Genomic DNA, 25,328 nt, shown 5'->3' on the forward strand with positions numbered 1-25,328 from the left:
GGCCAGGACGTCCACTCAGGCGGCTCACAGCAGCACGGCGACCCCGGTGAGCGAGACGGCGGCGATGAGGCCGGTGGCGAGGGCGCCGAGCAGCACGGCCCGGCCGCCCTTGAGGAGTTTCCGCACGTCGATCCCGGTGCCCAGGCCGAACAGGGCGGCGGCCATGAGCACGTTGGTGACCTGCGGGACGGCCTGCGTGACCGCGTCCGGGACCCAGCCGGTGGCGCGTACCGCCACCATGGCAAGGAACGCCGCCACGAACAGCGGCATGACGGGCGTCCGGCGTCCCTCCCGCCGGTTCGCCGCGGGCGCGTCGGCGCGGGCACGGCGGGCACGCAGGGAGGTCAGGGCGACGATCGGGGCCAGCAGGATCACGCGGGCCAGCTTGACCGTCACCGCGGCGGCCAGGACGCCCGACGCGGCGCCGATCGCGGCCACCTGCGCCACCTCGTGCACGGCGGCGCCCGTCCAGACGCCGAGCTGGGCCGGCGACAACCCCAGCAGCGCCGCCAGCGCCGGGACGGCCACGATGGCCGCGCTGCCGTACAGGACGACCACGCTCAGGGCGGCGGCCGCGTCGTCGTCGTCGGCGTCCTCCGCGCTCTCCCGCATGGCCGCGACCGCCGCCGCCCCGCAGATGGACACGCCGGTCGCGACCAGCAGTGACGTGCCGGGCGACAGGCCCAGCCGGCGGCCGATCAGCGGCGTCACCGTGAACGTCACGCCGGTCGCCGTCACCACGATCACCAGCGTCTGCCAGCCGAGCGCGAACACCTGCGGCAGCGCGATCTGGAGCCCGAGCAGCGCGATCGCCACCCGCAGCACCCTCTTGGCCACGAACGCCAGCCCCGGCCTGAACCGCTCCCACACGGCCCCCGTCCCGCTCCACCGCGCGGACGAGGACGCCCATGCCGCGAGGTTGGCCAGCACCGCCCCCGACAGGACCGCGATCACCGCCGGGCTGAACGCCGGGGCGGACCGGTTCACCACCATGGCGACCACCACGGCGACGGCCGCCAGCCCGATCCCGGGCCACGTCGATGCTCCGGTCGGCGTGCCGCCCTGGGGGCGGGCGGGTGCGGTGAGCTGGGGGAGCTGCTGGTCGGGGAGAGGCATGATCCCAGTCTTCGGGGCCTTCGTACCGGCCGGTAGACACGCGTTGCCTGGGAGGCCATAGCCTGTGGCTATGAGTGCGCTGCCGGACCTCGACTCGCTGAAGCTGCTGGTCGACGTGGGCGAGCTGGGCAGCCTCGGGCAGGCGGCCAAGGCGGCGGGCATGGCCCAGCCGTCGGCCAGCAAGCGGGTGGCCATGCTGGAACGCCGCCTCGGCGTCCCCCTGCTGGAGCGCACGCCGCGCGGGTCCACGCTCACCGCCGAGGGCAGGATGGTGGCCGGCTGGGCGGCCCACGTGCTGGCCGCGGCCGAGGAGCTGATGCGGGCCGTGGAGGCCGTACGCCACAGTGAGGCGGCCCATCTGCGGGTGGCCGCCAGCATGACGGTCGCCGAGTACCTGGTGCCGCGCTGGCTGGGCGAGCTGCAGAACCGGGAGCCCGAGGTCCAGGTGGGGCTGGACGTCGTCAACTCCACCGACGTCGCGGCCAGGGTGCTGGGCGAGGAGGTGGAGCTGGGCTTCGTCGAGGGGCCGAGTGTGCCCGAGGGGCTGGACAGCCGGGTCGTGGGCACCGACCGGCTGGTCGTCGTGGTGGCCCCCGGCCATCCGTGGGCCCGCCGCCGGACGGCCCTGCGGGGCGCCGAGCTGGCCGCCACGCCGCTCGTGGTCCGCGAGCCGGGCTCCGGCACGCGCGAGACGCTGGACGTGGCGTTCAAGAGCCTCCACCGGGCCAGCCCGCGCCTGGAGCTCGGGTCGAACTCGGCGGTCAAGGGGGCGGCGCAGGCCGGGGCCGCGCCCGCGGTGCTCAGCGGCTACGCGGTCGAGGCGGACATCGCGACCGGGCGCCTGGTCGAGGTGCCGCTCGCCGGTCTCAACCTGGTCCGGAACCTGCGCGCGGTGTGGCGGCGCGGACGTTCGCTGACCGCCCCGGCCGCCACCCTGCTCGCCATCGCCAGCCGCCCCTGAGAGGGCCGCCGAAAAGGGGCCGTTGACGCCGCCTTGAGCACGATCTAGCTTTCCCTTAGGAAAGTTTCCTAAGAGTAAGACGCGTGTTCACCCCCCGAACCTCTGGAGACTCCGTATGAGCCTTCGTCGTCCTCTCGTCGCCCTGGCCGGATCGGCCGTGTTGTGCCTGGCGGCGGCGGGCCTCGCGCCGTCGCCCGCGCTGGCCGCGCCCACCGACTGCACCGCCTGGGTCAGCAACGGCTACGCCTACAGCAGCTGCACCTCCGGCACCGGCCAGCACGCCGTCGGCGTGGAGCAGTCGCACCCCTACGCCGGGCCCATCGTGCTCACCGGCGGCTGGACGGCCGTCGGCGGGGTCTCCTCGGTGCGGCTCACGCCGTGGCCGGTCAAGCGCGTCTGGGTGAACAAGACGGGTTGACCGTCCCGCGGGCTCACCGGGAAGCGGCGCCTTGCCCCGAAACCGTTGACGAATGGCACAGGTCGGGTCATAAGGTGCGGGGATGGGTGCGTATGACGTCGTCGTGGCAGGTGGCGGGCACAACGGGCTGGTCGCGGCCGCCTACCTCGCCGGAGCGGGCCGGCGGGTCCTGGTGCTGGAGCGCCTCGGGCACGTCGGCGGGCTGGCGATCTCCACGCGGGCCTTCCCGGGCGTGGACGTACGCCTGTCCCGCTACTCCTACCTGGTGAGCCTGCTGCCCGCCCGGATCGTCCGCGACCTCGGTCTCGACCTCGACCTGCGCCGCCGCCGGTACGCCTCCTACACCCCCAAGGGCGACACCGGCCTGCTCGTCGACAACGAGGACGAGGCCCGCACCGCCGCCTCCTTCCGCGCCGTCACCGGCGGCGAGCACGACCACCGGGCCTGGCGCGACTTCTACGCCATGACGGCGGACGTGGCCCGCGTCCTGGCCCCCACTCTGCTCGAACCGCTGCGCACCCCCGCCGAGATCGAGCGCCTGGTCGGCCCGGAGGCCTGGCGCGACCTGTTCGCCCGGCCCGTCGGCCAGGCCGTGGACGAGCGGTTCGCCGACGACACCGTGCGCGGCGTCGTGCTCACCGACGCGCTCATCGGCACGTTCGCCGACCCGGCCGCCGACCTGCTGGCCAACAGGTGCTTCCTCTATCACGTGATCGGCGACGGCACCGGCGAGTGGAACGTCCCGGTGGGCGGCATGGGCGCGGTCTCCGGCGCGCTGGAGCGGGCGGCCAGGCGGGCGGGGGCCGAGATCAGGACCGGCGCGGAGATCGTCGGCATCTCGCCGTCGGGCGAGGTCACCTACGTCGCCGAGGACGGCGAGCACACCGTGGACGGCCGCCACGTGCTGGTCAACCTGCCCCCGGCGGTGCTGGACCGGGTGCTCGGCCGGCCCGCGACCGTGCCCGAGGGGGCGCAGCTCAAGGTCAACATGGTGCTGGCCCGGCTGCCCCGGCTGAAGGACCCGTCGGCCGACCCCTTCGCCGCCTTCAGCGGCACCTTCCACATCAACGAGGGACGCGACCAGCTCGCGAAGGCGTACGAGCAGGCGGCGCGAGGGGAGATCCCGGAATTGCCGCCCGCGGAGGTCTACTGCCATTCCTTGACGGACCCGTCCATTCTCGGCCCGGAACTCCGGGGGAAAGCCGAGACGATGACCCTGTTCGGCCTGCACATGCCCGCCCGACTTTTCCGGAAAAATCCAGAAAAAGCGCGTGAAGAGGCGTTGCGGGCCACATTCGCCTCCATGAACGCGGTGCTCGCCGAGCCCATCGAGGACTGCCTGCTCCGCGCCCCCGACGGCACCCCGTGCGTCGAGGTCAAGACCCCCGTCGACCTGGAGAAGGACGCGGGACTGCCGGGCGGTCACATCTTCCACGCCGACCTGAGCTGGCCGTACTCGGAAGAAAAGGGATGGGGCGTCGAGACCGGGCACGAACGCATTCTGCTGTGCGGCGCCGCGGCCCGCAGGGGCGGCGGCGTGAGCGGAATCGGCGGCCACAACGCGGCCATGGCCCTCCTGCGCCCGTGAACCGTGCCGGGAACTGTGCCGTGAACTGTGGCGGGAACTGTGCCGTGAACCCGGTGTGAATCAACCGGTGAATCGGGCGTGAATCACCGGGAGATCAGTTTCGTGGCCACCGTGAGCGCCACATCCGTGCGGTCGGCGTCGGGCAGTTGCAGGTCGAAGAGGAAGGGGATGCTCCCCAGGATCACCGCGAACACCGCGAGCCTGGCCTCGAACTGCTGAACGGGATCGTCCTCCGGCGCGCTCAGCACCGACACCATGGAGATGAGGCCCTCCTGCATCCGCGAGCCGGACGGCAGGTCCTGCATCACCCCCTGGTTCACCTGCGCGAACCTGAACAGCGGCCGCCACCTGTCCTCCAGCAGCCCGGAGATGCGGCGCAGGATCTCCTGCCGGGCCTCCAGCGTGCGCGGCTGCTCGCCCGCCCACGCCACCAGCTCGTCGATCGAGACCACGAGGTGGTCGACGACGCCGGTCAGGATCTCCTCCTTGGTGCGGAAGTGGTAGTACAGCGCGGGCCTGGTGATCCCCAGGCGCTCGGCGACCTCCTGGAGGGTCGTCTTGTCGTAGCCGCGCTCGGCGAACAACTCCAGCGCCACCCGCTGGATCCGCTCACGAGTGTCCGTCCGCCGCCCCGCGCTCCCCGGCGGCGAGGTGTGGCTCGTCACCCGGCACGCCGAGGCCCAGCGGGTGTTGTCGGGTGAGGGCATCAGCACCAACCCCGCCACGCCCGGCCACCCCAACACGCTGCTCACGCCCGAGCCGCCCTCGCCCGAGCAGGCCGAGACGCTGCGCGAGTCCGCGACCGGGCACTTCATCGACCTCGACCCGCCCGAACACACCCGCTTCCGCAGGCTGCTCATCCCCGAGTTCACCGTCCGGCGGGTCAGGGAGCTGCGGCCGTCCATCCAGCGGCTCGTGGACGAGCTCATCGACGACAGGCTGGCCAAGGGCCCGGAGGCGGAGCTGGTCGAGGCGTTCGGGCTGGCGCTGCCGTCCCTGGTGATCTGCCGGCTGCTGGGCGTCCCGTACGCCGAGCACGAGTTCTTCCAGTCGCGCACCCGCCTGATCGTCTCGGCCACCGAGGACCCCGCGGCGGGCTACACGGCAATGATGGAGATCAGGAGCTTCCTGGACGAACTGGTCACCGCCGCCGAACGCGCGCCGAAGGACGACCTGCTCGGCCGCCTGGTCACCGGCGGGCAGCTCACCCACCAGGAGCTCGTCGGCGTGATCTTCCTGCTGCTCGTCGCCGGCCACGAGACCACGGCCAACATGATCCCGCTCGGCGTGCTCACGCTGCTGCGCCACCCCGCCCAGCTCGCCGCCCTGCGCGCCGACCCCGCGGGCTGGCCGATGGCGGTGGAGGAACTGCTGCGCTACCACTCGGTCGTCGACTGGGTGGCCTTCGACCGGGTGTCCACGCGGGACCAGGAGATCGGCGGGCAGCGGGTCGGGAAGGGCGAGGGCATCTTCGTCCTCGGCGCCTCCGCCAACAGGGACGAGCGCGTCTTCGACCGGCCGGACGAGTTCGACGTCGCCCGCGGCGCCCGCCACCACGTGGCCTTCGGCTACGGCGTGCACCAGTGCCTCGGCCAGAACCTGGCCAGGGCCGAGCTGGAGATCGCCCTGCGCACCCTCTTCGAGCGCGTCCCCGGCCTGCGCGTCACGGTCGCCGACGAGGACGTGCCCGCCAAGTACGACGGCGTCATCTTCGGGCTCAAGGCCCTGCCCGTGGCGTGGTGATTCTCAGCGGACACCGGTGAACCCGTTCATCGTGTTCTCATAGTGGGCTCATATCTTGTGAGACATGACTGAGCCCGCACGGTTGCTGGTGGTGGACGACGAGCCCGCGTTGCGCGAGGCGCTGCAGTCGAGCCTGGAGTTCGAGGGCTACCGGGTCGGCACCGCCAACGACGGCCAGGCGGCGCTGGAGGCGCTGGCGGGGGAGCCGTACGACGCGGTGCTGCTCGACGTGATGATGCCGCGGCTCGACGGGCTCACCGCCTGCCGGCGGCTGCGGGCGCAGGGCAACCACATCCCCGTCCTCATGCTCACCGCCCGCGACGCCGTCGGCGACCGGGTGTCCGGGCTCGACGCGGGGGCCGACGACTACCTGGTCAAGCCGTTCGAGCTGGACGAGCTGCTGGCCCGGGTGCGCGCGCTGCTGCGCCGCGGCGCGCTCAGCACCGGCGCCGCCGACGGCGGCACGCTCTCGTACGGCGACCTGCGCATGGACCCGGCCACCAGGGAGGTCACCCGCGGCGCCCGCGGGCTCGACCTGACCAGGACCGAATACCTGCTGATGGAGCTCTTCCTCGCCCACCCCCGCCAGGTCCTGACCCGCGACCAGATTCTCAACGAGGTGTGGGGCTTCGACTTCGAGCCGACCTCCAACTCCCTCGACGTGTACGTCATGTACCTGCGCCGCAAGACCGAGGCCGGGGGAGAGCCCCGGGTGATCCACACGGTCCGCGGGGTGGGGTACGTCCTACGGGCCACACCATGATCCGCAACAGCCTGCGCGCCCGGCTGACGCTGCTCATCACGTTCGCCGTGGCGCTGGCGGTCGCGATCAGCGCCGGCGCCTGCTTCCTGATCATCCGCCACCAGACCTACGAGCAGGCCGACCGCCAGCTCGGCTCCCAGCCGGACAAGGACCCCGACAACGACCTGGTCTGGATCCGCGAGAGCTGCCGCGCCACCCCCGCGCCGAAGGACCACTACGGCCCGCCGCACTCCACCCAGCTCATCTTCGCCAACGGCACCCCGCCCTGCTACGTGGGCCCCGCGCTGGTGGTGACGCCCGAGGACCTGGCGGTGGCCAAGGGCGAGTGGCCCGAGTCCAGGCACTTCCACAACGGCGTCACCGCGGACGGCACCGAGATGCGCGTCCTCACCCAGCAGATCGCGCCGGGCGTCGCGGTGATGGACGCCGCCCCCCTGCGCGAGCTGCGCAACACGCTGAAGGTGGTGGCGCTGCTGCTGGGCGGCGTGGCGCTGTTCGGCGTCCTGCTGGCGGCCTGGGTCGGGCTGCTCATCGCGCGCGCCGCGCTGCGTCCCGTCGTCCGGCTGACCAAGGCGGCCGAGCACATCGCGGAGACCGAGGATCTCAACACGCGTATCCCCGTCCAGGGCAACGACGAGATCGCCCGGCTCGGCTCCTCCTTCAACGCCATGACCGCCGCCCTGGCCGGCTCCCGCGAACGGCAGCAGCAGCTCGTCGCCGACGCCGGTCACGAGCTGCGCACCCCGCTCACCACCCTGCGCACCAACATCGACCTGCTGCTGCGCAGCGAGCAGACCGGCAGGCAGCTCGACCCGGGCGCCAAGGAACGCCTGCTGGTCAACGTCAAGGCCCAGTTCGCCGAGCTGTCCACGCTGGTCGGCGACCTGCTCCAGCTCGCGCGCGGCGACACCGACCACGAGCCGCACGTCGAGCTGGCCCTGCACGACGTCGTCACGGCCGCCGCCGAACGCGCCCGGCTGCGCGGCGCCGACGTGGCCACCGACCTGCACCCCTGGTACGTCGTCGGCAGCCCCGCCTCGCTCGAACGCGCCGTGCTCAACCTCATCGACAACGCCCGCAAGTTCAGCCCCGAGGGCCAGGTCGAGGTCTCGCTCAAGGACGGCCGCCTGACGGTCCGCGACCACGGCCCCGGCATCCCCGAGGAGGAGCTGCCGCACGTCTTCGAGCGCTTCTGGCGCTCGCCCTCGGCCCGCGGCCTGCCCGGCTCGGGGCTGGGCCTGGCGATCGTGGCGCAGGCGGTGTCCGAGATCGGGGGCAAGGTACGGCTGTCCAACGCGCCCGGCGGCGGCGCGATCGCGACGATCGAGCTTCCCGGAACTCTCATTCGTCACTCAGAATCGGATAAGTCCTCTTAAAGACCCGAATCGTGAGCTGGCTGCATGGAGACAACAGCAGTAAGGACGCGCCTGGTCGAGGTGGTCGTCCCGGTCCACAACGAGCAGCGGGCGTTGCGCGAGAGCATCGCCCGGCTGCACGACTACCTCGCCACGACGTTCCCGTACGGCTTCCGCATCACCATCGCCGACAACGCCAGCACCGACGACACCTGGCGGCTGGCCACCGAGCTGGCCCGTGAACTGCCGCAGGTCCAGGCCGTGCACCTGGAGGAGAAGGGCCGCGGCCGGGCCCTGCGCCAGGTCTGGTCCACCAGCGAGGCCGACGTCGTCAGCTACATGGACGTCGACCTGTCCACCGACCTGGACGCCTTCCTCCCGCTGGTGGCACCCCTGCTGTCGGGGCACAGCGACCTGGCCATCGGCACCCGCCTGGCCAGGGCCTCGCGGGTGGAGCGCGGGCCCAGGCGGGAGTTCATCTCGCGCTCGTACAACCTGCTGCTGCGCTCGGTGATGGGCGCCGGGTTCTCCGACGCGCAGTGCGGGTTCAAGGCCGCGCGCACGGAGATCGCGCAGGCGCTGCTGCCCGCCGTCGAGGACGAGCAGTGGTTCTTCGACACCGAGCTGCTGCTGCTGGCCGAACGGCACGGCCTGCGCATCCACGAGGTCCCCGTCGACTGGGTGGACGACCCCGACAGCCGCGTGGACCTCCTCCGGACCGCCCTGGACGACCTGCGCGGGCTGGCCAGGGTGGCCCGCAGGACCCTGTCGGGCGCGGCGGGCCTGCCGATGCCCGCCCGGGTGCGGCGGGCCGAGCTGCCGAAGGGGATGGCCAGGCAGCTCCCCAGGTTTGCGATCGTGGGCGTGGTGAGCACGCTGGCCTACCTGGCGCTGTTCTCGATGTCGCGGCAGGTCGTCCCCGCGCAGTTCGCCAACGCGGTCGCGCTGCTCGTCACGGCCGTGGCCAACACGGCGGCCAACCGCCGCTTCACGTTCGGCGTCAGGGGCTCGGGCGGGGCGCTGCGCCACCAGTTCGAGGGCCTGATCGCGTTCCTGGTGGGGCTGGCGCTGACGTCCGGGAGCCTCGCGCTGCTGCCCGACGGGGTCGCGCACGAGGTGGAGCTGATGGCGGTCATCGCCGCCAACGCCGCGGCCACCCTCGTACGGTTCCTGCTGCTGCGCGTGTGGGTGTTCAACCCCAGGCGCAGGAGCGCGCGATGACCGCCGTCGCCGCGCCCGCCCGCGTCCGCCTGCTCGCCGGGGCCGAGGGCGACCCCCGCTGGTCGCGGCCCGCGATGTGGACGGTGCTCGCCGCCGCCTTCGTCCTGTACGCCTGGGCGCTCAGCGGGGACGCCAACGAGTACTACGCCGCCGCCGTCCTGTCGGGCACGCAGAGCTGGAAGGCGTTCTTCTTCGGCGCGATCGACGCCGGGTCCTTCATCACGGTGGACAAGCCGCCGCTCGCGCTGTGGGTGATGGGGCTGTCGGCGCGGATCTTCGGCTACAGCACGTACAGCATGCTGTTGCCGCAGGTCCTCGCCGGCGTCGCGGCCGTCGGCACGGTCTGGTCGGCGGTCCGGCGGTCCTTCGGGCAGGGCCGTCAGGGGCACGTCGCGGCGCTGGTCGCGGCCGTGGTGATGACGCTCACCCCGATCACCGTGGCCATCAACCGGGACAACAACCCCGACACCGTGCTCGTGCTGCTGCTGGTGCTGGCGGCCTGGTTCTGCCTGGAGTCGCTGCGCACGGGACGGCCGCGGCCGCTGCTCCTCGCCGCGCTGTTCGTGGGGCTCGGGTTCAACGCCAAGATGTTGCAGGCGTACCTGGTCGTGCCGGCGTTCGGGGTGGCGTACCTGGCGTGCGCGCGGCACGGCCTGGCCCGGCGGGTGGGGCACCTGCTGGCGGCCGGGGTCGTGATGGCGGTGTCCAGCGCCTGGTGGATGGTGGTCGTCGACCTGTGGCCCGCCGGCTCGCGGCCCTACGTCGGGGGCTCGACCGACAACACCGTCCGGGACCTGGTGATCGGCTACAACGGGCTCGGCCGGATCTTCGGCCAGGACCGGGCCGGCGGCGGGTTCGGCGGCGCGAACTTCGGCGGGCAGGCCGGGGCCGGGCGGCTGTTCAACGACGTCATGGCCGGGCAGATCTCCTGGCTGCTGCCGTTCTGCGCGGTGGCCCTGGTCCTCGCCGTGCTGCTGCGGCTGCGCGGGATGCCCTTCGACGGGGCCGCGTGGCTGGTGTGGGGCGGCTGGCTGGTCGTGCACTACGCGGTGTTCAGCTTCTCCAGCGGTACCTTCCACCCCTACTACACGACCGCGATGGCGCCCGCCGTGGCCGCGCTGACCGGCATGGGGGTGACCGTGATGTGGCAGGCGTACCGCAGGTCGCGGGGGTGGGCGTGGGCGCTGCCGCTGGGCGTCGCGGTGACGGGCGGGTGGGCGTTCGCGGTGCTGCGCCGTACGCCGGAGTGGCTGCCGTGGCTGGCCTGGGTCGTGCTCGGGGCGACCTCGGCCGCCGTGGCGGTGCTCGTACCGGCCAGGTCGCGAATGGTGGCCAGGTCGCGGACGGCGGGCAGCTCGCGGACGGCGGGCGGGGTGACCGCCGTGGCGCTGGCGGCCGTCCTGGTCGCGGGGCTCGCCGGTCCGGCGGCCTACGCCGTCTCGCCTCTGGGGTCGCCGGTGAACGGCACCAACCCCACGGCGGGCCCGTCCACGGGCCGCATGGGCGGCTTCGGTGGCCCCGGCGGCCCACCCCCGGGCGGCGAGTTCCCCGGCGGCCCGCCTCAGGGCGGCGAGGCGCCGGGCGGTGAGTCGGCTCAGGAGCGGCCGGGCGCTCGTGGCGGCGGCTTCATGGGCGGCGTGGCCGACTCCACGGTGAAGTACCTGGTCGCCAACCAGGGGAAGGCGACCTGGCTGGCGGCCGTGAGCAGCGCCCAGCAGGCGTCCTCGATGATCCTGTCCACCCGCCGCCCGGTGATCGCCATGGGCGGCTTCACCGGCTCCGACCCCGCCATGACCGTCCCCCGCCTCCGCGGCCTCGTCGCGGCGGGACGACTCAGGTACGTGCTGTCCGGCGGCGGCAGAGGCGGCCCCGGCGGCGGCGACACCGAGGTCACCGGCAGGGTCACCGGCAGGGTCACCGGCAGGGTCACCGCCTGGGTCACCGCCAACTGCGCGGCCGTGGACGGCCACACCGGCCTGTACGACTGCGCCGGCTGACGAACGAGCGAGAGCGGCCGCGGGGATCATTCCCGCGGCGCGCTATAGGCTGATCGGGTGGCGAGTACGACCCGAGCCGATCAGGCCGACCAGCGCAGAGCAGAGCTGCTCGAGGCCACCCGCAAGGTGGTGCTCGAACGCGGCCTGGCCCACACGCGCATCGCCGACATCGCCAAGTCCATCAATGTCAGCGGCGGCCTGATCCACTACCACTTCGCGACCAAGGACGAGCTGATCACCGCCATGTTGCGGGCCACGCTCGACATCGAGAGCGCCCGGCTCAAGGAGCTGGCCGACGGCCCCGGCACGGCGGTGGAGCGCCTCGACCGGGTGCTGCGCTACTACATCCCCGAGTCGCGCTCCGACCAGAGCTGGCTGCTCTGGATCGACGCCTGGAACACGGCGCTGCGCGAGCCCGCCGTCAACACGATCATGCTGGAGCTGGAGACGGCCTGGCTCGACGCGCTGGCCCAGGTGCTGTCGGCGGGCACCGACGCGGGGGAGTTCGCCTGCGCCGACCCGGCGGGCGCGGCCGAGCGCATCGACGCCATGCTCGACGGCCTGATCATCCGCTACACCCTGCATCCCAACGTGCTCGACCGGGCGCGGCTGCTGGCTCACGCGCGCACGGCCGCCGCCAGGGAGGCGGGCATCGCGGAGGAGAGCTTCGGCTGACCCGGCGGGCAGGCTTGCGGGTCAGGCGGGCTTCCCGGGTCAGGCGGGCTTCCCGGGTCAGGCGGGCAGGGCGGCCAGCAGGAAGGCCAGGCGGGCCGCCGCCGACTCGACGTCCTCGGCGGTGCCGAGGCGGTAGCCCCACGAGGTGATGTACGCGCCCTCGTCGGAGCAGGTCACGGTCTCGGCCAGCGTCGCGGAGAAACGATTGCGCACCGACACGTACGCCGGGTCGCTGGCCAGCGCGACACTCTGCACCGAAAGATCGGCGTGACGGCCCGCGTGCCACGCGAACCGCTCAAGGCAGAGCGCGGTATCCAGCATCATGCGTCACCTCCGCAACGTCTCGCGACAGAATTGCACGATCTTGCTGCGGGTGGCAAGCAATTGCTGAGGTTAATGTGGAGTTTGTTGCAGGTATTCGCGAAGAATACGGATGATGACTTCTCGCCCCGGCTCCCCGAACTCGGCCACCTTGGCGTAGTCGTCGAAGGCCCGGACGTAGAAGGCGATGTCGTCGGGGTCGCGCAGCACCAGGTCCTTGGTCATCGTGGCGACGCCGACCATGGCCTCGTTGTAGATCCAGAACCCGTTGATCGGCGCGGACGGCAGCTCGGTGCCGAAGGGGATCACGCCGAACTCCACGTTGGGCAGCGTGCTGACGGCCAGCAGCCGGTCGAGCTGGCCGCGCATGACGTCGGCCGGGGCCAGCGCGCTGCGCAGGGCCGACTCCGGCACCACGAACCGGAACGTGCGCGTGCGGTCGTAGAGGATCTCCTGGCGCTGCATGCGCACGCGGACGGCCGCGTCGATCTGGTCGGCCGCGCTGTAGAGGCGCTTGACCTTGCGGAACACGTGCCGGGCGTACTCGGAGGTCTGAAGCAGGCCGACCACGATGCCGGGCTCGAAGACGCGGAACAGCTTGGTGCGCGCCTCCAGGTCGCGGATGTCCTCCTGGATGGCGGCCAGGCCGCTGCGGTGACGCTGCTTCCAGTCGTCGTGCCGCTCCAGCAGCGCGATGGCCTGCCTGATGAGCTCGTCGGCCGTGTCGGGCGAGGCCCCCACGGCCTGCGCCCACACGACGACGTCGTCCTCGGTCGCCGTCTGCCTGGCGTTCTCCAGGCGCGAGACCTTGGACGGCTGCCAGCGCAGCCGCTCGGCCAGGTCCTTGCCCGACAGGTGGGCGGCCTCGCGCAGCTGTCGAAGCTGGCCGCCGAGGTCGATCCGCGCCTGCTGATAGGACGTCACGCGGCAAGAGGCTAGCCTCGCGGGCACCGATCATGCCAGGCCCAGCCGCGCAATCGTGATCAAGCGGTTGCCGACGGTGTCCCGTCGCTGGTGGGCCGGACACCGGCTGACCCGTCGGGCAGGACCCGGCGGGCGATCTCGGTCAGGAGCTCGCGGGGCACCTCGACGGCGGCCTCGCCGTCGAGCACGTCGCGGAGGTCCGCGAGCGCCTCCGGGTCGGTGACGTGAAGCCCCTGGACGACGATGGTGCCGCGATCGGTCTCGTACAGGGTGGGGCAGGCGCCCGCCTCCGAGGTGGAGCCGAGGAACCGCATGCGCATGACGATCCTTTCCCCGAATGCCAGATGCAATTGCGCGCAATTGTACGCATCTGGGGCCTCGGCGTGATCCTTTTCCCGCATCGGGTTCAGCGCAACAAACCTTCCATGATGTCGTGGGCACGGGCGAACAGACCGAGGGTGGTGGCGTGCAGCACGTCGCCGATCTCGCGGGGCGCCTTGCCGGCGAACGCCCGCGCGTGCGTGCCCTCCAGCACGATGCCGAGCTTGAAACAGGCCATCACCGCGTACCAGTCGATCGCCGACAGGTCGCGCCGCGACAGCTCCGCGTAGTACGCGACCAGCTCCCGCTCGCCCGGCAGTCCAGGCACGTGCCCGTTGTTGACCGGCCAGGTGGCCAGCAGCCAGCCCAGGTCGAGCAGCGGGTCGCCGATCGTGCACATCTCCCAGTCGACGATCGCGGCCACCCGGGGCCCGTCGAGGGCGAACATCAGGTTGGCGAAGTGGTAGTCGCCGTGCATGATCCCCGGGACGAACGTGGCCGGACGGTGGCGGGTGAGCCAGCCGGCGGTCGCCTCCAGGCCGGGGATGTCGGGGCCGGGGTAGCCGTCGAGCTCGCCGTAGGAGTCGAGCTCCTTCAGCCAGCGCGGCACCTGGCGTTCGAGGAAGCCCTCGGGACGGCCGAAGCCGGGCAGCACGTCCGGGTCCACCCGTCCCAGCTCGGCCAGCGCGGCGGCGGCCTCCAGGCCCATCCGGTGCCGGATCGCCGGGTCGGAGGCGTGCGGCTCGGGCAGCCCGGTCGAAGGGTTGAACCCGGCCACGGGTTCCATCAGGTAGAACACCGGCTCCCGGGCGGTCTGCGCGGCCACCAGGCGCGGTGCGGGCACCGCCGTGCCGCTCAGCGCGGCCAGCAACCGCGCCTCGCGGCGCAGCACCTCGTTGCTCCTGCGCCGGGCGTGCAGGGGCGGCCTGCGCAGGACGTACGGCCGGCCGCCGCGTTCGAGGCGGACCATGACGTTCTGCGTGCCGCCCGGGATCGGGGCGACCTCCGTGATCGGCCCGCCCGGCAGCCCCTCGGCGTCCATCCACGCGCCGAGGTCGTCGAGGTCGATGGCGCTGACGTCGATGTGGGTGGAGGTCATGGCCGCCCTTTGACAGAACGATATTCTGGAGAGCTTCAACCTATGAGAGCCTCCGAGCGCCGGTCAACCCAGGGCCAGCATGAACGGCAGGAACTGCCGCGAGCGGTCGCCGGGCAGGTCGCCGCGCCACACCATCTGCGAACTCGTGAACGCCTCGGTCAGGCCGTGCCCGTCCGCCCAGCGCGTCAGGTCCTCCCTGGCCAGGTCGAGGTCGATCCTGACCTTGCGGCCGGAGTCCAGGGCCAGGTCGCCGATCAGGTCGCGGGCGGTCCGCTCGTCCTGGGCCACGACCGGGCCGATGGTGGCGGTGCCGTCGTTGTCCCAGCGGTGGGCGTAGCCGCCGTCGGTGATTCTGACGCCCTCGCCGAAGCCGAACATCCGGCGCAGCACGGGCGACCGGTCGGTGCCGAACACCTCGGCGTCCAGGGCGAGGATGGTGTCCAGGTCGTCCGGGGTGGCCGGGCGGGTGCGGCCCGACGGCTCGCCGTGGAAGATGCCGGTCCTGGTCGCGGTCCGGTTCGTGACGCGGAAGCCGAACTCCTCGTAGAGCGGGCGGCCGTGCTCGGTGGCGTGCAGCGAGACGGTGCGGCCGCCCGCGCGCTCCAGCACGTGCCGCATCAGCGTGCGGCCCAGGCCCTGCCGGGCGAACCTGGAGGCGGTCAGGACCATGCTGATCACCGCGTGGTCGTCGCCGTAGAGAGTGAGGATGTTCGTGGCGGCCAGGCCGTCGCCGTCGGGGGCCTCGATGCCGTACGGCTCCCCGACCTCGAACAGCAGGCGCCACTTGTGCCGCTCGGCGCCCCAGCCGCGGTCCTCGGCGAGCCGGATGCAGTCCTCCAGGTCATCAAATGTCAGGCGACGTAGCGTCATGTCAGACATCATCCCGCATTGGGAGAATATGGGTTGATGAAGTGTGTTGTGGCGATTGATGTGGGCGGGACCACCCTGAAAGGCGGATTGATCGCCCAGGACGGCACCATCCTCTACCGGGAACGCCGTCCCACTCCCCGCTCCGAAGGGCCCGAACGCGTCATCGCGGCGATCTCCGCCTTCGTCGCCGACCTGACCCCGCCGCGCACGGTCTCCGGCGCCCTCCTGCGCCCCCAGGCCGTGGGCCTGGCCGTGCCCGGTCTGGTCACGCCCGAGCGGGCCGTCTTCTCGGCCGCGTTCGGCTGGCGGGACGTCCCCGCCGCCGCCTTCACCGACGGGACGCTCCCGCTGGCCCTCGGCCACGACGTGCGCTCGGCCGGCGAGGCGGAGCTGGCCTACGGATCGGCCGCCGCCGACGCGCTGTACGTGCCCATCGGCACCGGCATCGCCGGAGCCGTGGTCCTGTCCGGCTCCCTGTACGGCGGCGCCGCCGGGTGGGCCGGGCAGATCGGGCACGTCCCCGTGCACCCCGGCGGGCTCCCGTGCCCGTGCGGGCAGCGCGGCTGCCTGGCGGCCTACGCCTCGGCCGCCTCCGTCGCCGCCCGCGCCGGCGAGGCCTCCGCCGAGGACGTCGTCCGCCGGGCCGCGGCCGGGGACGAACCGGCCGCCCGGGTGTGGGCGGAGGCCGTGGAGGCGCTCGCGCTGGGCCTGGCCACGTACACGCTGGTGCTGGACCCCGCGGTGATCGTCGTCGGCGGCGGCCTCTCCCTGGCCGGGGACGCCCTGCTGACCCCGCTGCGGACCCGGCTGGCCGCCCGCCTCGCCTTCCGTCCCGCGCCCGAGGTACGGGTCTCGGCGCTCGGCGTGGACGCGGGCCTGCTAGGCGCCGGCCTGCTCGGCCTGCGCGCCCTGCGGGAGCAGGGCGGCGGGGACGTCGGCCACCTGGGCGCGTAGCTCCTCGCCCAGGGCCTTGGCCTGCGGGTCCATGCGCGGGCTGGCCGCCACGCCCCTGCCCAGCAGACCGTGGACGACGAAGTTGAGCGCCCTGATGTTGGGCAGCTCGTGCCGGTCGACGCGGTGGGCGGCCAGCTCCGGGAGCAGGACCTTGAGCCGGTCGGCGGTGAGGGTGGCCGCCAGCCAGGCGTACTGCTCGCCGGTCGCGGCCCACACGCCGAGGTTGGCGTCGCCGCCCTTGTCGCCGGAGCGCGCGCCCGCGACCCGTCCCAGGGGCACGCGCACGGTGGGCCCGCCGGTCGGCGCCGGAACGGACGGCTCGACCGGCGGCTCGATCGGCTCGCCCGGGGAAACCGGAGGCGTCTCCCGGAGGAGCAGCTCCACGCCGTCCAGGAAGACGCGGGGCCGCACCTCGGACGCCGGCACCAGGGCCGGCCGGTACACCCCGTACGGGGAGGCGTCGCCCGGAGGGATGAGGCCGTAGAAGCCCGGGTAGCTGGACAGGCCCGTCTCCACCACGGCCGAGGAGAAGACCCGGCCCGCGGTGCGCCGGTCGGCGTCCATGACGGTGATCCGCAGCAGGCCCGCGCCCGTCAGGGTCACGTCCACCTGGTCGAAGGTCTCGCGCGGCACCCGTGCCCAGATGGCCTCCTCGGCGACCCGCGCCTTGGCCTCGACGTCCAGGCCGGTCAGGACCAGCGTCATCGTGTTGCGGTAGCCGGCGGGGTAGTTGACGGCGACCTTGAGCGTGTCCGGCGGCGGCTCGCCCCGGACGCCGGAGATCAGCACCCGGTCGGGGCCGTCGTCCGAGAGCGTGATCGTGTCGAACCGGGCGACCACGTCGGGGCCCAGGTAGCGCGGGCCGCCCAGTTCGTAGACGAGCTGCGCGGTGACCGTGCCGACCGAGACCAGACCGCCCGTGCCCGGATGCTTGGTGATCACGGACGAGCCGTCGGCGCGCAGCTCGGCGATGGGGAAGCCGCAGTGGGCCAGGTCGGGCACGTCCTGGAAGAAGGCGTAGTTGCCGCCCGTGGCCTGGCAGCCGCACTCGATGACATGCCCCGCCACGACCGAGCCGGCCAGCGGGTCGAGGTCGCCGGGGGCCCACCCGTACCGCCAGATGCCGGGGCCGGTGACCAGGGCGGCGTCGGTCACGCGGCCGGTCACCACGACGTCCGCGCCCGCCGACAACGCGGCGGCGATGGGACGGCCGCCGAGGTAGGCGTTGGCGGTCAGCGGCGCGGCCGGCGCGCGCTCGCCGGTGTCGGTGCCGGTGTCGATCAGGTCGAGCGGGCGGCCCATGAGGTCGTCGCCGGTGACGTGGGCGACCTTGGGCGACAGGCCCAGCCGGGCGGCCAGCTCGTGCACGGCCTCGGCGCACCCGGCCGGGTCGAGCCCGCCCGCGTTCGTCACGATCCTGATGCCGCGGTCGAGGCAGGCGCCGAGGACGTCCTCAAGCTGGCGCAGGAACGTGGGCGCGTAGCCGGGACGGCCCTTGAGCCGGTTGCCGGCCAGGATCAGCATGGTCAGCTCGGCCAGCCAGTCGCCGGTGAGCACGTCGATCGGGCCGCCCTCGACCATCTCCCTGGCCGCCGAGAGCCGGTCGCCGTAGAAACCGCTGCAATTGGCGACGCGCAACGCCATCACGGCACCCACTTGGGCGGCCGCTTGTCCATGAACGCCGCGATGCCCTCCTGCCCCTCGGCCGAGGTGAACCGCTCGGCCGACAGCTCGCTCATCCGCCGCAGCCCCTCCTCGAACGACACCGCCGGAACCTCCCGCACCAGCCGCTTGGTGATGGCCAGCGCCTCGGGGCCGCCCCTGACCAGCATCCCCGCGTAGTGGCGCACGGTGGGGTCGAGCTCGTCCTCGGGCACGGCCCTGGTCAGCAGGCCGATGCGGGCCGCCGTGGCGGCGTCGAACACCTCGCCGGTCAGGAAGTACTCGGCCGCCGCCCGCGGGTCGAGCCGGCGCAGCACGGGCACCGAGATCATCGCAGGCGCCACCCCGAGCCGCACCTCGGTGAACGCGAACGACGCCGTGTCCGGCGCGATCGCGAAGTCGCACGCGGCGACCAGGCCGAGGCCGCCCGCGCGGGCCGTGCCGTTCAGGCGGCAGATCACCGGCTTCGGGCTCTCCCAGAGCAGCGTCATGATCTCCGGGAAGGACGCCGTCACCGGCGCGTCGGAGTCGCCGCGCTGCTCCTTCAGGTCGGCGCCCGAGCAGAACACCCGGCCCGTGCCGGTCAGCACGATCACCCGGGCGTCCGGCTCGGCCAGCGCCCAGCGCAGCTGCTCGGCCAGCTCGGCCAGCAGCCGCCTGGACAGCGCGTTGCGATTGGCCGGCGAGTCGAGCGTGACGGTGGCCACGCCCTCCGCCAGCTCCCTGTGCACCAGGCTCGTCATGGGTTCTCCTCCTGGATGATCGCCAGCACGGCCCCGGCCTCGACCTGCTGTCCCTTCTCGACGCGTACGTCCGACACCACGCCGCCCGCCGGGGCCACGATGCGATGCTCCATCTTCATCGCCTCCAGCACCAGGACCGGCTGGCCCTGGACCACCGTGTCGCCCTCGGCCACCTCGACCCGCAGCACGCTGCCCGGCATGGGCGCGAGCAGGGAGCCGGGGGCGACGTGCTCGACCGGCTCGGGCAGGCGCGGCACCGGCGTCAGCACCGCCGCGCCCGCCGCGGAGTCGACGTAGACGCGGTCGTCGCCGTCGTACCGGGCGACCTGGAACGTCCGCCGCAGGCCGTCGCTCTCCAGGACGACCTCCTCCGGCCGGGCCGAGACCACGCTGACGCCCGGGGGCAGCGGGTCGTGGACGACGTCGGCCTCCTCGAAGCGGGCGCGGGCGGGCTGCGAGCGCACGTTGCGCCAGCCGGCCGGCAGCCCGGCCAGGACGCGGGCGTCGCGACGGTTGGCGGCGGCCATGGCGAGCGCGGCGGCCAGCGCCGGCAGCCCGCCGTCGCCGGAAGGCGGGGACGACGGCGCCGACAGTGGCGACAGCGGGCCGCCGGGGGAGAGGAAGGCGGTGTTCGTCTCGCCCGCGAGGAAGGCCGGGCTGGTCACGATCTCCAGCAGCAGGTCGCGGTTGGTGGTGACGCCGTGCAGCCGGGCCCGGCGCAGGGACGCGGCCAGCTTCCGCGCCGCCTCCGCCCGCGTCGCCCCGTAGCCGACGATCTTGGCCAGCATCGCGTCGTAGTGCGGCGACACCTCCGACCCGGACTCGACGCCCGAGTCCACCCGCACGTCACCCGGCACCTCGAACCGGTGCAGCACGCCCGTCTGGGGCACGTAGGCGGCGTCCTCGGCGTACAGCCGCGCCTCGATCGCGTGGCCGCGCGGGCCGGGCGGCTCCGGCGGCAGCGCCGCGCCCTCGGCCACCTCAAGTTGCAGCCGTACGAGGTCGACGCCGAAAACCAGCTCGGTGACCGGGTGCTCGACCTGGAGCCGGGTGTTCATCTCCAGGAACGCCACCCGGTCGTCCTTGACCAGGAACTCGACCGTGCCGGCCCCGACGTAGCCGATCCGGCGGGCCGCCCGTACGGCCGCCGCGCACAGCAGCTCGCGGGTACGCTCCGAGATCCCCGGCGACGGACACTCCTCGACGACCTTCTGATGCCTGCGCTGGACGCTGCACTCGCGCTCGCCCAGCGCCCACACCGTGCCGTGGACGTCGGCCAGCACCTGCACCTCGACGTGCCGGGCGGCCTCCAGCAGCGGCTCGGCGAACACGGCGCCGTCGCCGAAGGCCGCCGCGGCCTCCCGCCGCGCCGACTCCACCTCGGCGGCCAGCCCGCCGGCGTCCCGGACGATCCGCATGCCGCGCCCGCCCCCGCCCGTGGACGCCTTCACCAGCAGCGGGAACTCGCCCGGCGCGGCCAGGTCGAGCGAGGGCAGCACCGGAACCCCGGCCTCCGCCATCAGCCGCTTGGCCGCGATCTTCGAGCCCATCGCCTCGATCGCCGCGGGCGGCGGACCCACCCACGTGAGCCCGGCCTCCAGCACGGCCCGCGCGAACGCGGCGTTCTCCGACAGGAAGCCGTAACCCGGGTGCACCGCGTCGGCGCCGGAGGCCCGGCACGCCTCGATGATCCGGTCCACCGCCAGGTACGTCTCGGCCGGGTGGGACCCCGGCAGGCGGACGGCGAGGTCGGCCTCCCGGGCGTGCGGCGCGCCGGCGTCGGCGTCGGAGAAGACGGCGACCGTGGAGACGCCGAGCGAGCGGCAGGTGCGGAAGACCCGGCGGGCGATCTCGCCCCGGTTCGCGACGAGCAGACGGGTGATCACGGCCGGAACACCCCGAACCCCGCGGCCGGCGGCACCGGCGCGCTGTTGATCGCCGACAGGCACATGCCCAGCACCGTACGGGTGTCGCGCGGGTCGATCACCCCGTCGTCGTAGAGCCGCCCCGACAGGAAGAACGGCAACGACTCCGCCTCGATCTGGGACTCCACCATGGCCCGCATCGCCGCGTCGGCCTCCTCGTCGTAGACCTGCCCCCTGGCCTGCGCCGCGGCCCGCCCGACGATCGACAGCACCCCGGCGAGCTGGGCCGGGCCCATCACCGCCGACTTGGCGCTCGGCCAGCTGAACAGGAACCGGGGGTCGTAGGCGCGCCCGCACATGCCGTAGTTGCCGGCGCCGTAGGAGGCGCCCATGACGACGGTCAGGTGGGGCACGGTCGAGTTCGACACGGCGTTGATCATCATGGCGCCGTGCTTGATGATGCCGCCCTGCTCGTAGTCCTTGCCCACCATGTAGCCGGTGGTGTTCTGCAGGAACAGCAACGGCGTGCGCGACTGGTTGGCGAGCTGGATGAACTGGGTGGCCTTCTGCGACTCCTCGCTGAACAGCACCCCGCGCGCGTTGGCCAGCACCCCGACCGGGTAGCCGTGGACCCGCGCCCAGCCGGTGACCAGCGACGGGCCGTACAGGGGCTTGAACTCGTCGAACTCGCTGCCGTCCACCACCCGGGCGAGCACCTCGCGCGGGTCGAAGGGGATCTTCAGGTCCTCCGGGACGATCCCCAGCAGCTCCTCGGCCGGATAGGCGGGCTCGCGGGCGGGCAGCGGCGTCACGCCCTGTTTGCGCCAGTTGAGCGAGCGCACGACGGCGCGGCCGATGCGCAGCGCGTCGTGCTCGTCCTCGGCCAGGTGGTCGGCCAGGCCGCTGGTCCTGGCGTGCATCTCGGCGCCGCCCAGCGACTCGTCGTCGGACTCCTCGCCGGTGGCCATCTTGACCAGCGGCGGGCCGCCGAGGAACACCTTGGCGCGGTCGCGGACCATCACCACGTAGTCGCTCAGGCCGGGCACGTACGCGCCGCCGGCCGTGGAGTTGCCGAAGACCAGCGCGATCGTCGGGACGCCCGCCGCTGACAGCCGCGTCAGGTCGCGGAAGACGCGGCCGCCCGGGATGAAGATCTCCTTCTGCGTCGGCAGGTCCGCGCCGCCGCTCTCGACCAGGTTCACGTACGGCAGCCGGTTGGTGAGCGCGATGTCGGCCGCGCGCAGCGTCTTGCGCAGCGTCCACGGGTTGGACGCGCCGCCCCTGACCGTGGGGTCGTTCGCGGTGATCAGGCACTCGACGCCCTCGATCACCCCGATGCCGGTCACGATGCCCGCGCCGACCTGGAACTCGCTGCCCCACGCGGCCAGCGGCGACAGCTCCAGGAACGGCGAGTCGGGATCCACCAGCAGCTCGATGCGCTCCCTGGCGAGCAGCTTGCCGCGCCGGCGGTGACGTTCGACGTACTTCTCGCCGCCGCCTCCCACCGCCTTGGCGTGCTCGGCGTCCAGCTCGGCCAGCTTGGCGAGCATGGCCTCGCGCCGGGCCCGCTGTTCGGCGCCGCGCGGATCGAGCCGGCTCCTGATCACGAAGCCTCCTGTGACGAAGTCGACGTGGGCGTCAACCCGATGGCCCGCGCCCACAGCCGGGTCAGGTGGTCGACGGCGTCCTGCTCGCCGGCCTGCTCACCGAGGTCCAGCCACACGTGGGCGAAGTGCTCGACCATGCCGCCCAGCATGACGGCCGTCAGCCGCGGGTCGAGCGAGGGGTCGGCCAGGCCCTGTTCCTGAAGGCGGCGCAGCCCGTCGGCGCCGCGCCGGACGAACGCCTCGCGCAGCTCCAGCAGCAGCCGCCCGAACCGGGGGTCGGCGTCGGCGGCGTGCTCCACCATGCGGACCAGGCGCGAGTTCGCCGCCCAGGCCCGCAGGTAGAGGCGGTTGGCGGCCTCGACGCGGGCGTAGGGGTCGTCGGGGGCGGCCGCGCCGACCGCGCTCGCCGCGAACATCTCGCCGACCACCGCCTGCGCCACCTCCCCGAACAACGCCTCCTTGGAGTCGAAGTACGTGTAGAAGGTGCCGTGGGAGACACCCGCCCGCGCGCACACGTCGTCGATCCGCACGGCGTCGTACCCGTGCTCCTCGAACGCCTCGCGCCCGGCCGCGAGCAACGTGGCCCGCGTGCGCTTGCCACGCAGGGTCAGGGACCTGACGATCACGTCAGTCACGGTAGCGACCGGGGCGCGCGGAAGGAAGGGGTCCCGCCGCGCGCGGCCGCGTCAGGTGCAGTGGCTCCAGCCGGACTTCCAGCTCAGCGAGTTCCACGAACCGCCCCAGATCACGCACTTCTTCACGGCCGCCAGTCGCACCGGCCCCGCGTACGCGGTGAACTTGCCCGGGTTGCTGCCGCTCGCGCCGCCCTGGACCTGGAGGGTGGCGTTCATGGAGACCTTGCCGGGATAGACCAGCTTCGACATCGTGACCACGCAGTTCTTGCCCGCGCTGGTGTTGTAGAGCAGGTAGATCGTGGCCGAACCGCCCAGCGCGTGCGAGTCGATCACCTTGAAGCCCGAGCCGCAGACGGTCACCACGTTGAAGGTGTTCGGCTTGAGCGTGGCGGTCGGCTTGGCCGTGGGCTTGGCGGTGGGCTTCGTGGTGGGTTTGGTGGTGGGCTTGGTCGTCGCCGGCTTCTTCGTCGGGGCCGTGGCCGAGAGGCCGGAGGTCGGGTCGGCCGTCGGCTCGTCCTCGCCGTCGACGAGGCCGGTGGGCTTCTTCGTCTTGGTGGGGGTCGGCTTGGCCGTGGGGGCCTTGGTGGTGGTGGGGTGGGTCGTGGGCACGTTCGTCACCGGGTTCGGGACCGCGATGACGGGTTCCTTGGTGTGCTTGGCCTTCTTGGGCGGATCGGCCTGGCCGACGTCCAGCGTGGGGACGGGCTCGCCGGTGTCCGCCGTCAGGATCGGGTCGGGGGTCACCTCGGCGACCGGCGGCTCGCCGGGCTGCCCGGCGCCCTGGCCGTCACCCTTGGGGTTCTGGGAGGCGTTGCCGGTGGCGGTGATCGCGACGTCGCCGCTGTTGGCCTGCACGACGACGGCCCCGGCCACCACGAGCAGCGCGGCGGCGGCCGCGCCGGAGAGGGCGAGCGTCAACGTCCGCCGCTGCTTGTCCGGCGCTCCACCGGACGGCTCGCCCTGCGGACCACCGGCGGTTCCGATCCGGGTCGCCCCCGGGTTCCCGCCGGGATGACCCGCCTGGGGTCCGCCGGGATGACCCGCTTGAGGGCCGCCGGCGGGTCCCGCCTGAGGGCCACCGGGCATGCCGCCGTGCGGGTGCCCGTGCGGGGCCGCACCCGGCGGGCCGCCCTGCGCGGCCGGTCCGCCCATGGCGCCGGCCTGCGGGCCGCCGTGCGCGCCGTGCTGGGGTGCGCCGGTTTGGGGTGCGCCGTGCTGAGGTGCGCCGGGAACGCCGCCCTGAGGGCCGTTCGGCGCGCCGCCCTGGGGCGCGCCCGCCTGAGGGCCGCCCGGTGCGTGCTGGCCGCCGGGCGCACCGGCGTGGGGGACGCCCTGGGGAGCGCCGGGCATGGCGCCCGCCGGTCCCTGCGGGGCGCCGGGGGCGGGGCGGTTGTGCGGCCCGGCCTGCTGCGGGACGGGATTGGTCCCGGACATCTGGGTCCACGGCCCCGGATAGGCGTCCTGCCCGGCCCCGGACGGACCGGCCTGCTGCGGGACGGCGGGAGTGACCGTGGCGCCGGTGACCGGTTCGACGGCGGCCTTGGGCGCGGGCTGCCCCGTGAGGCGGACGATCAGCTCGTCGGCGCTCGGCCGCTGCGCCGGGTCCTTGGACAGGCACAGCCCCACCAGCGCGGCGAGCTCGCCCTCCATCCCGCCGAGCTGCGGCTCCTCGTTCAGGATGCGGTTCATCACCACGGGGATGGAGTCGGCCCCGAACGCGGGCTTGCCGGTGGCCGCGTACACCATCGTGACGCCCCACGCGAAGACGTCGGCGGCCTCCGACACGGCGGCCCCGCTGAGCTGCTCGGGCGCCAGGTACGACGGCGTCCCCATCGCCATCCCGGTGGCCGTCGCCCCCGGCGAGTCCAGCGCGCGGGCGATGCCGAAGTCGATCACGACCGGCCCCTCGGGGCCCATGAGCACGTTCGCGGGCTTGAAGTCGCGGTGCAGGATCCCGGCCCGGTGGATGGCCGCCAGCGCGGTGGCCGTGCTGATCGCCAGCCGTTCCAGCGCCGCGCCCCGCCGCGGGCCCTCGTTGATGACGAGCTCGCGCAGGGAGGGCCCCGGCACGTACTCGCTCACGATGTACGGCCGGCTCCCGTCCAGGTCGGCGTGGAGGACGGGCGCGGTGCAGAACCGGGCGACCCGCTGGGCCACCGCCACCTCGCGCAGGAACCTGGTCCGCGCGTCGGCGTCGGCCACGAGGGCGTGGTGCAGCAGCTTGACGGCGACCTGTTCACCTGAGTCACTCTTGCCCAGATAAACGACGCCTTGACCACCCTCGCCGAGCCGGGCGACGATGTCGTACGCCCCCAGCCGCCGCGGGTCGTCCCCTGCCAACGGCTGGAACTGATTCACGTCGGACCCCCATCACAACCAACAGATGGGGCAAAACGCTACCAGCGTGACAAGTGGGGCGTCTGCCGGACGTGTAAGTAACTTCCACTTTCTGACGAAAGATGTCAGTGTCTCGTCGCAGGTCGTGTCCGT

At 73.2% G+C, this 25,328-nt stretch carries 23 protein-coding genes; 10 read left to right on the forward strand and 13 right to left on the reverse strand.

Translation table 11 applies throughout. The features are described 5' to 3' along the window. Positions 1-24: 24 nt before the first annotated feature. Positions 25-1,116 carry a YeiH family protein gene (locus ACWCSU_RS08900; RefSeq protein ID WP_449934582.1) on the reverse strand — a complete coding sequence of 364 codons (1,092 nt, stop codon included), beginning with the start codon at positions 1,114-1,116 and terminating at the stop codon, positions 25-27. Between the two features lie 70 nt (positions 1,117-1,186). Between ACWCSU_RS08900 and ACWCSU_RS08905 the strand changes: the two genes are divergently transcribed. From ACWCSU_RS08905 to ACWCSU_RS08915, 3 genes are all read left to right on the forward strand, one after another. Next, complete coding sequence (locus ACWCSU_RS08905) at positions 1,187-2,077, forward strand: LysR substrate-binding domain-containing protein (protein ID WP_357701149.1); 891 nt, start codon at positions 1,187-1,189, stop codon at positions 2,075-2,077. Between the two features lie 115 nt (positions 2,078-2,192). Further along, a complete protein-coding gene (locus tag ACWCSU_RS08910) occupies positions 2,193-2,495 on the forward strand; it encodes a hypothetical protein (protein ID WP_357701147.1) in 303 nt (100 codons plus the stop codon). Positions 2,496-2,577: 82 nt separating this feature from the next. Continuing rightward, positions 2,578-4,083, forward strand: a complete 1,506-nt coding sequence (locus ACWCSU_RS08915) for a phytoene desaturase family protein (protein WP_357701145.1) — start codon at positions 2,578-2,580, stop codon at positions 4,081-4,083. An 83-nt stretch (positions 4,084-4,166) separates the two neighbouring features. On the opposite strand, the gene ACWCSU_RS08920 is transcribed toward ACWCSU_RS08915, so the two are convergent. Continuing rightward, the gene (locus ACWCSU_RS08920; RefSeq protein ID WP_449934584.1) at positions 4,167-4,679 is read right to left on the reverse strand and encodes a TetR/AcrR family transcriptional regulator; all 513 of its coding nucleotides are present in this window, start codon (positions 4,677-4,679) and stop codon (positions 4,167-4,169) included. A gap of 19 nt (positions 4,680-4,698) precedes the next feature. Between ACWCSU_RS08920 and ACWCSU_RS08925 the strand changes: the two genes are divergently transcribed. The 6 genes from ACWCSU_RS08925 (at position 4,699) to ACWCSU_RS08950 (ending at position 11,837) form a co-directional block, all read left to right on the forward strand. After that, a complete protein-coding gene (locus ACWCSU_RS08925; protein WP_449934585.1) occupies positions 4,699-5,826 on the forward strand; it encodes a cytochrome P450 in 1,128 nt (375 codons plus the stop codon). A gap of 64 nt (positions 5,827-5,890) precedes the next feature. Then, a complete protein-coding gene (locus ACWCSU_RS08930; RefSeq protein ID WP_357701139.1) occupies positions 5,891-6,589 on the forward strand; it encodes a response regulator transcription factor in 699 nt (232 codons plus the stop codon). Next, entirely contained in the window at positions 6,586-7,965 is a 1,380-nt protein-coding gene (locus tag ACWCSU_RS08935; protein WP_449934587.1) for a sensor histidine kinase, read from the forward strand. The genes ACWCSU_RS08930 and ACWCSU_RS08935 overlap by 4 nt, the downstream gene beginning before the upstream one ends. A gap of 24 nt (positions 7,966-7,989) precedes the next feature. Continuing rightward, complete coding sequence (locus ACWCSU_RS08940) at positions 7,990-9,165, forward strand: bifunctional glycosyltransferase family 2/GtrA family protein (protein ID WP_357701136.1); 1,176 nt, start codon at positions 7,990-7,992, stop codon at positions 9,163-9,165. Beyond that, positions 9,162-11,162 carry an ArnT family glycosyltransferase gene (locus ACWCSU_RS08945; protein WP_449934588.1) on the forward strand — a complete coding sequence of 667 codons (2,001 nt, stop codon included), beginning with the start codon at positions 9,162-9,164 and terminating at the stop codon, positions 11,160-11,162. Before ACWCSU_RS08940 ends, ACWCSU_RS08945 begins: the two co-directional genes overlap by 4 nt. Before the next feature lie 57 nt (positions 11,163-11,219). Further along, complete coding sequence (locus ACWCSU_RS08950) at positions 11,220-11,837, forward strand: TetR/AcrR family transcriptional regulator (RefSeq protein WP_449934589.1); 618 nt, start codon at positions 11,220-11,222, stop codon at positions 11,835-11,837. Positions 11,838-11,894: 57 nt separating this feature from the next. Here ACWCSU_RS08950 and ACWCSU_RS08955 read toward each other — a convergent pair whose 3' ends face one another. From ACWCSU_RS08955 to ACWCSU_RS08975, 5 genes are all read right to left on the reverse strand, one after another. Then, positions 11,895-12,161: a hypothetical protein gene (locus ACWCSU_RS08955; protein ID WP_357701130.1), complete on the reverse strand. Its 267-nt coding sequence runs from the start codon at positions 12,159-12,161 to the stop codon at positions 11,895-11,897. 69 nt (positions 12,162-12,230) lie between these two features. Beyond that, positions 12,231-13,082, reverse strand: a complete 852-nt coding sequence (locus ACWCSU_RS08960; protein ID WP_357701128.1) for a helix-turn-helix domain-containing protein — start codon at positions 13,080-13,082, stop codon at positions 12,231-12,233. Between the two features lie 59 nt (positions 13,083-13,141). Continuing rightward, complete coding sequence (locus ACWCSU_RS08965; protein WP_357701126.1) at positions 13,142-13,402, reverse strand: hypothetical protein; 261 nt, start codon at positions 13,400-13,402, stop codon at positions 13,142-13,144. An 86-nt stretch (positions 13,403-13,488) separates the two neighbouring features. Further along, on the reverse strand, positions 13,489-14,502 hold the full coding sequence (locus tag ACWCSU_RS08970) for a phosphotransferase family protein (RefSeq protein ID WP_357701124.1): 1,014 nt from the start codon (positions 14,500-14,502) through the stop codon (positions 13,489-13,491). Between the two features lie 63 nt (positions 14,503-14,565). After that, complete coding sequence (locus ACWCSU_RS08975; protein ID WP_449934591.1) at positions 14,566-15,372, reverse strand: GNAT family N-acetyltransferase; 807 nt, start codon at positions 15,370-15,372, stop codon at positions 14,566-14,568. 48 nt (positions 15,373-15,420) lie between these two features. On the opposite strand from ACWCSU_RS08975, the gene ACWCSU_RS08980 reads away from it, so the two are divergent. Further along, positions 15,421-16,326 (forward strand): ROK family protein, encoded by a 906-nt coding sequence (locus ACWCSU_RS08980; RefSeq protein WP_449934593.1) that lies wholly within the window; start codon positions 15,421-15,423, stop codon positions 16,324-16,326. Here ACWCSU_RS08980 and ACWCSU_RS08985 read toward each other — a convergent pair. Genes ACWCSU_RS08985 through ACWCSU_RS09010 form a run of 6 tightly spaced genes read right to left on the reverse strand, consistent with a single transcriptional unit; the run spans position 16,252 to position 25,196 of the window. Further along, positions 16,252-17,970 carry an acyclic terpene utilization AtuA family protein gene (locus ACWCSU_RS08985; protein ID WP_449934594.1) on the reverse strand — a complete coding sequence of 573 codons (1,719 nt, stop codon included), beginning with the start codon at positions 17,968-17,970 and terminating at the stop codon, positions 16,252-16,254. The genes ACWCSU_RS08980 and ACWCSU_RS08985 overlap by 75 nt on opposite strands. Then, positions 17,970-18,731, reverse strand: coding sequence for an enoyl-CoA hydratase-related protein (locus ACWCSU_RS08990; protein ID WP_357701116.1), 762 nt, complete (start codon positions 18,729-18,731; stop codon positions 17,970-17,972). The genes ACWCSU_RS08985 and ACWCSU_RS08990 overlap by 1 nt, the downstream gene beginning before the upstream one ends. After that, positions 18,728-20,617: an ATP-binding protein gene (locus tag ACWCSU_RS08995; RefSeq protein ID WP_449934596.1), complete on the reverse strand. Its 1,890-nt coding sequence runs from the start codon at positions 20,615-20,617 to the stop codon at positions 18,728-18,730. The genes ACWCSU_RS08990 and ACWCSU_RS08995 overlap by 4 nt, the downstream gene beginning before the upstream one ends. After that, entirely contained in the window at positions 20,614-22,146 is a 1,533-nt protein-coding gene (locus tag ACWCSU_RS09000) for an acyl-CoA carboxylase subunit beta (protein WP_357701345.1), read from the reverse strand. Before ACWCSU_RS09000 ends, ACWCSU_RS08995 begins: the two co-directional genes overlap by 4 nt. 53 nt (positions 22,147-22,199) lie before the next feature. After that, on the reverse strand, positions 22,200-22,829 hold the full coding sequence (locus ACWCSU_RS09005) for a TetR/AcrR family transcriptional regulator (RefSeq protein WP_357701112.1): 630 nt from the start codon (positions 22,827-22,829) through the stop codon (positions 22,200-22,202). 60 nt (positions 22,830-22,889) lie between these two features. Beyond that, positions 22,890-25,196 carry a serine/threonine protein kinase gene (locus tag ACWCSU_RS09010; protein ID WP_449934598.1) on the reverse strand — a complete coding sequence of 769 codons (2,307 nt, stop codon included), beginning with the start codon at positions 25,194-25,196 and terminating at the stop codon, positions 22,890-22,892. Between the last annotated feature and the right edge of the window lie 132 nt (positions 25,197-25,328).

The sequence above is a fragment of the Nonomuraea sp. NPDC001699 genome, from assembly GCF_053596455.1.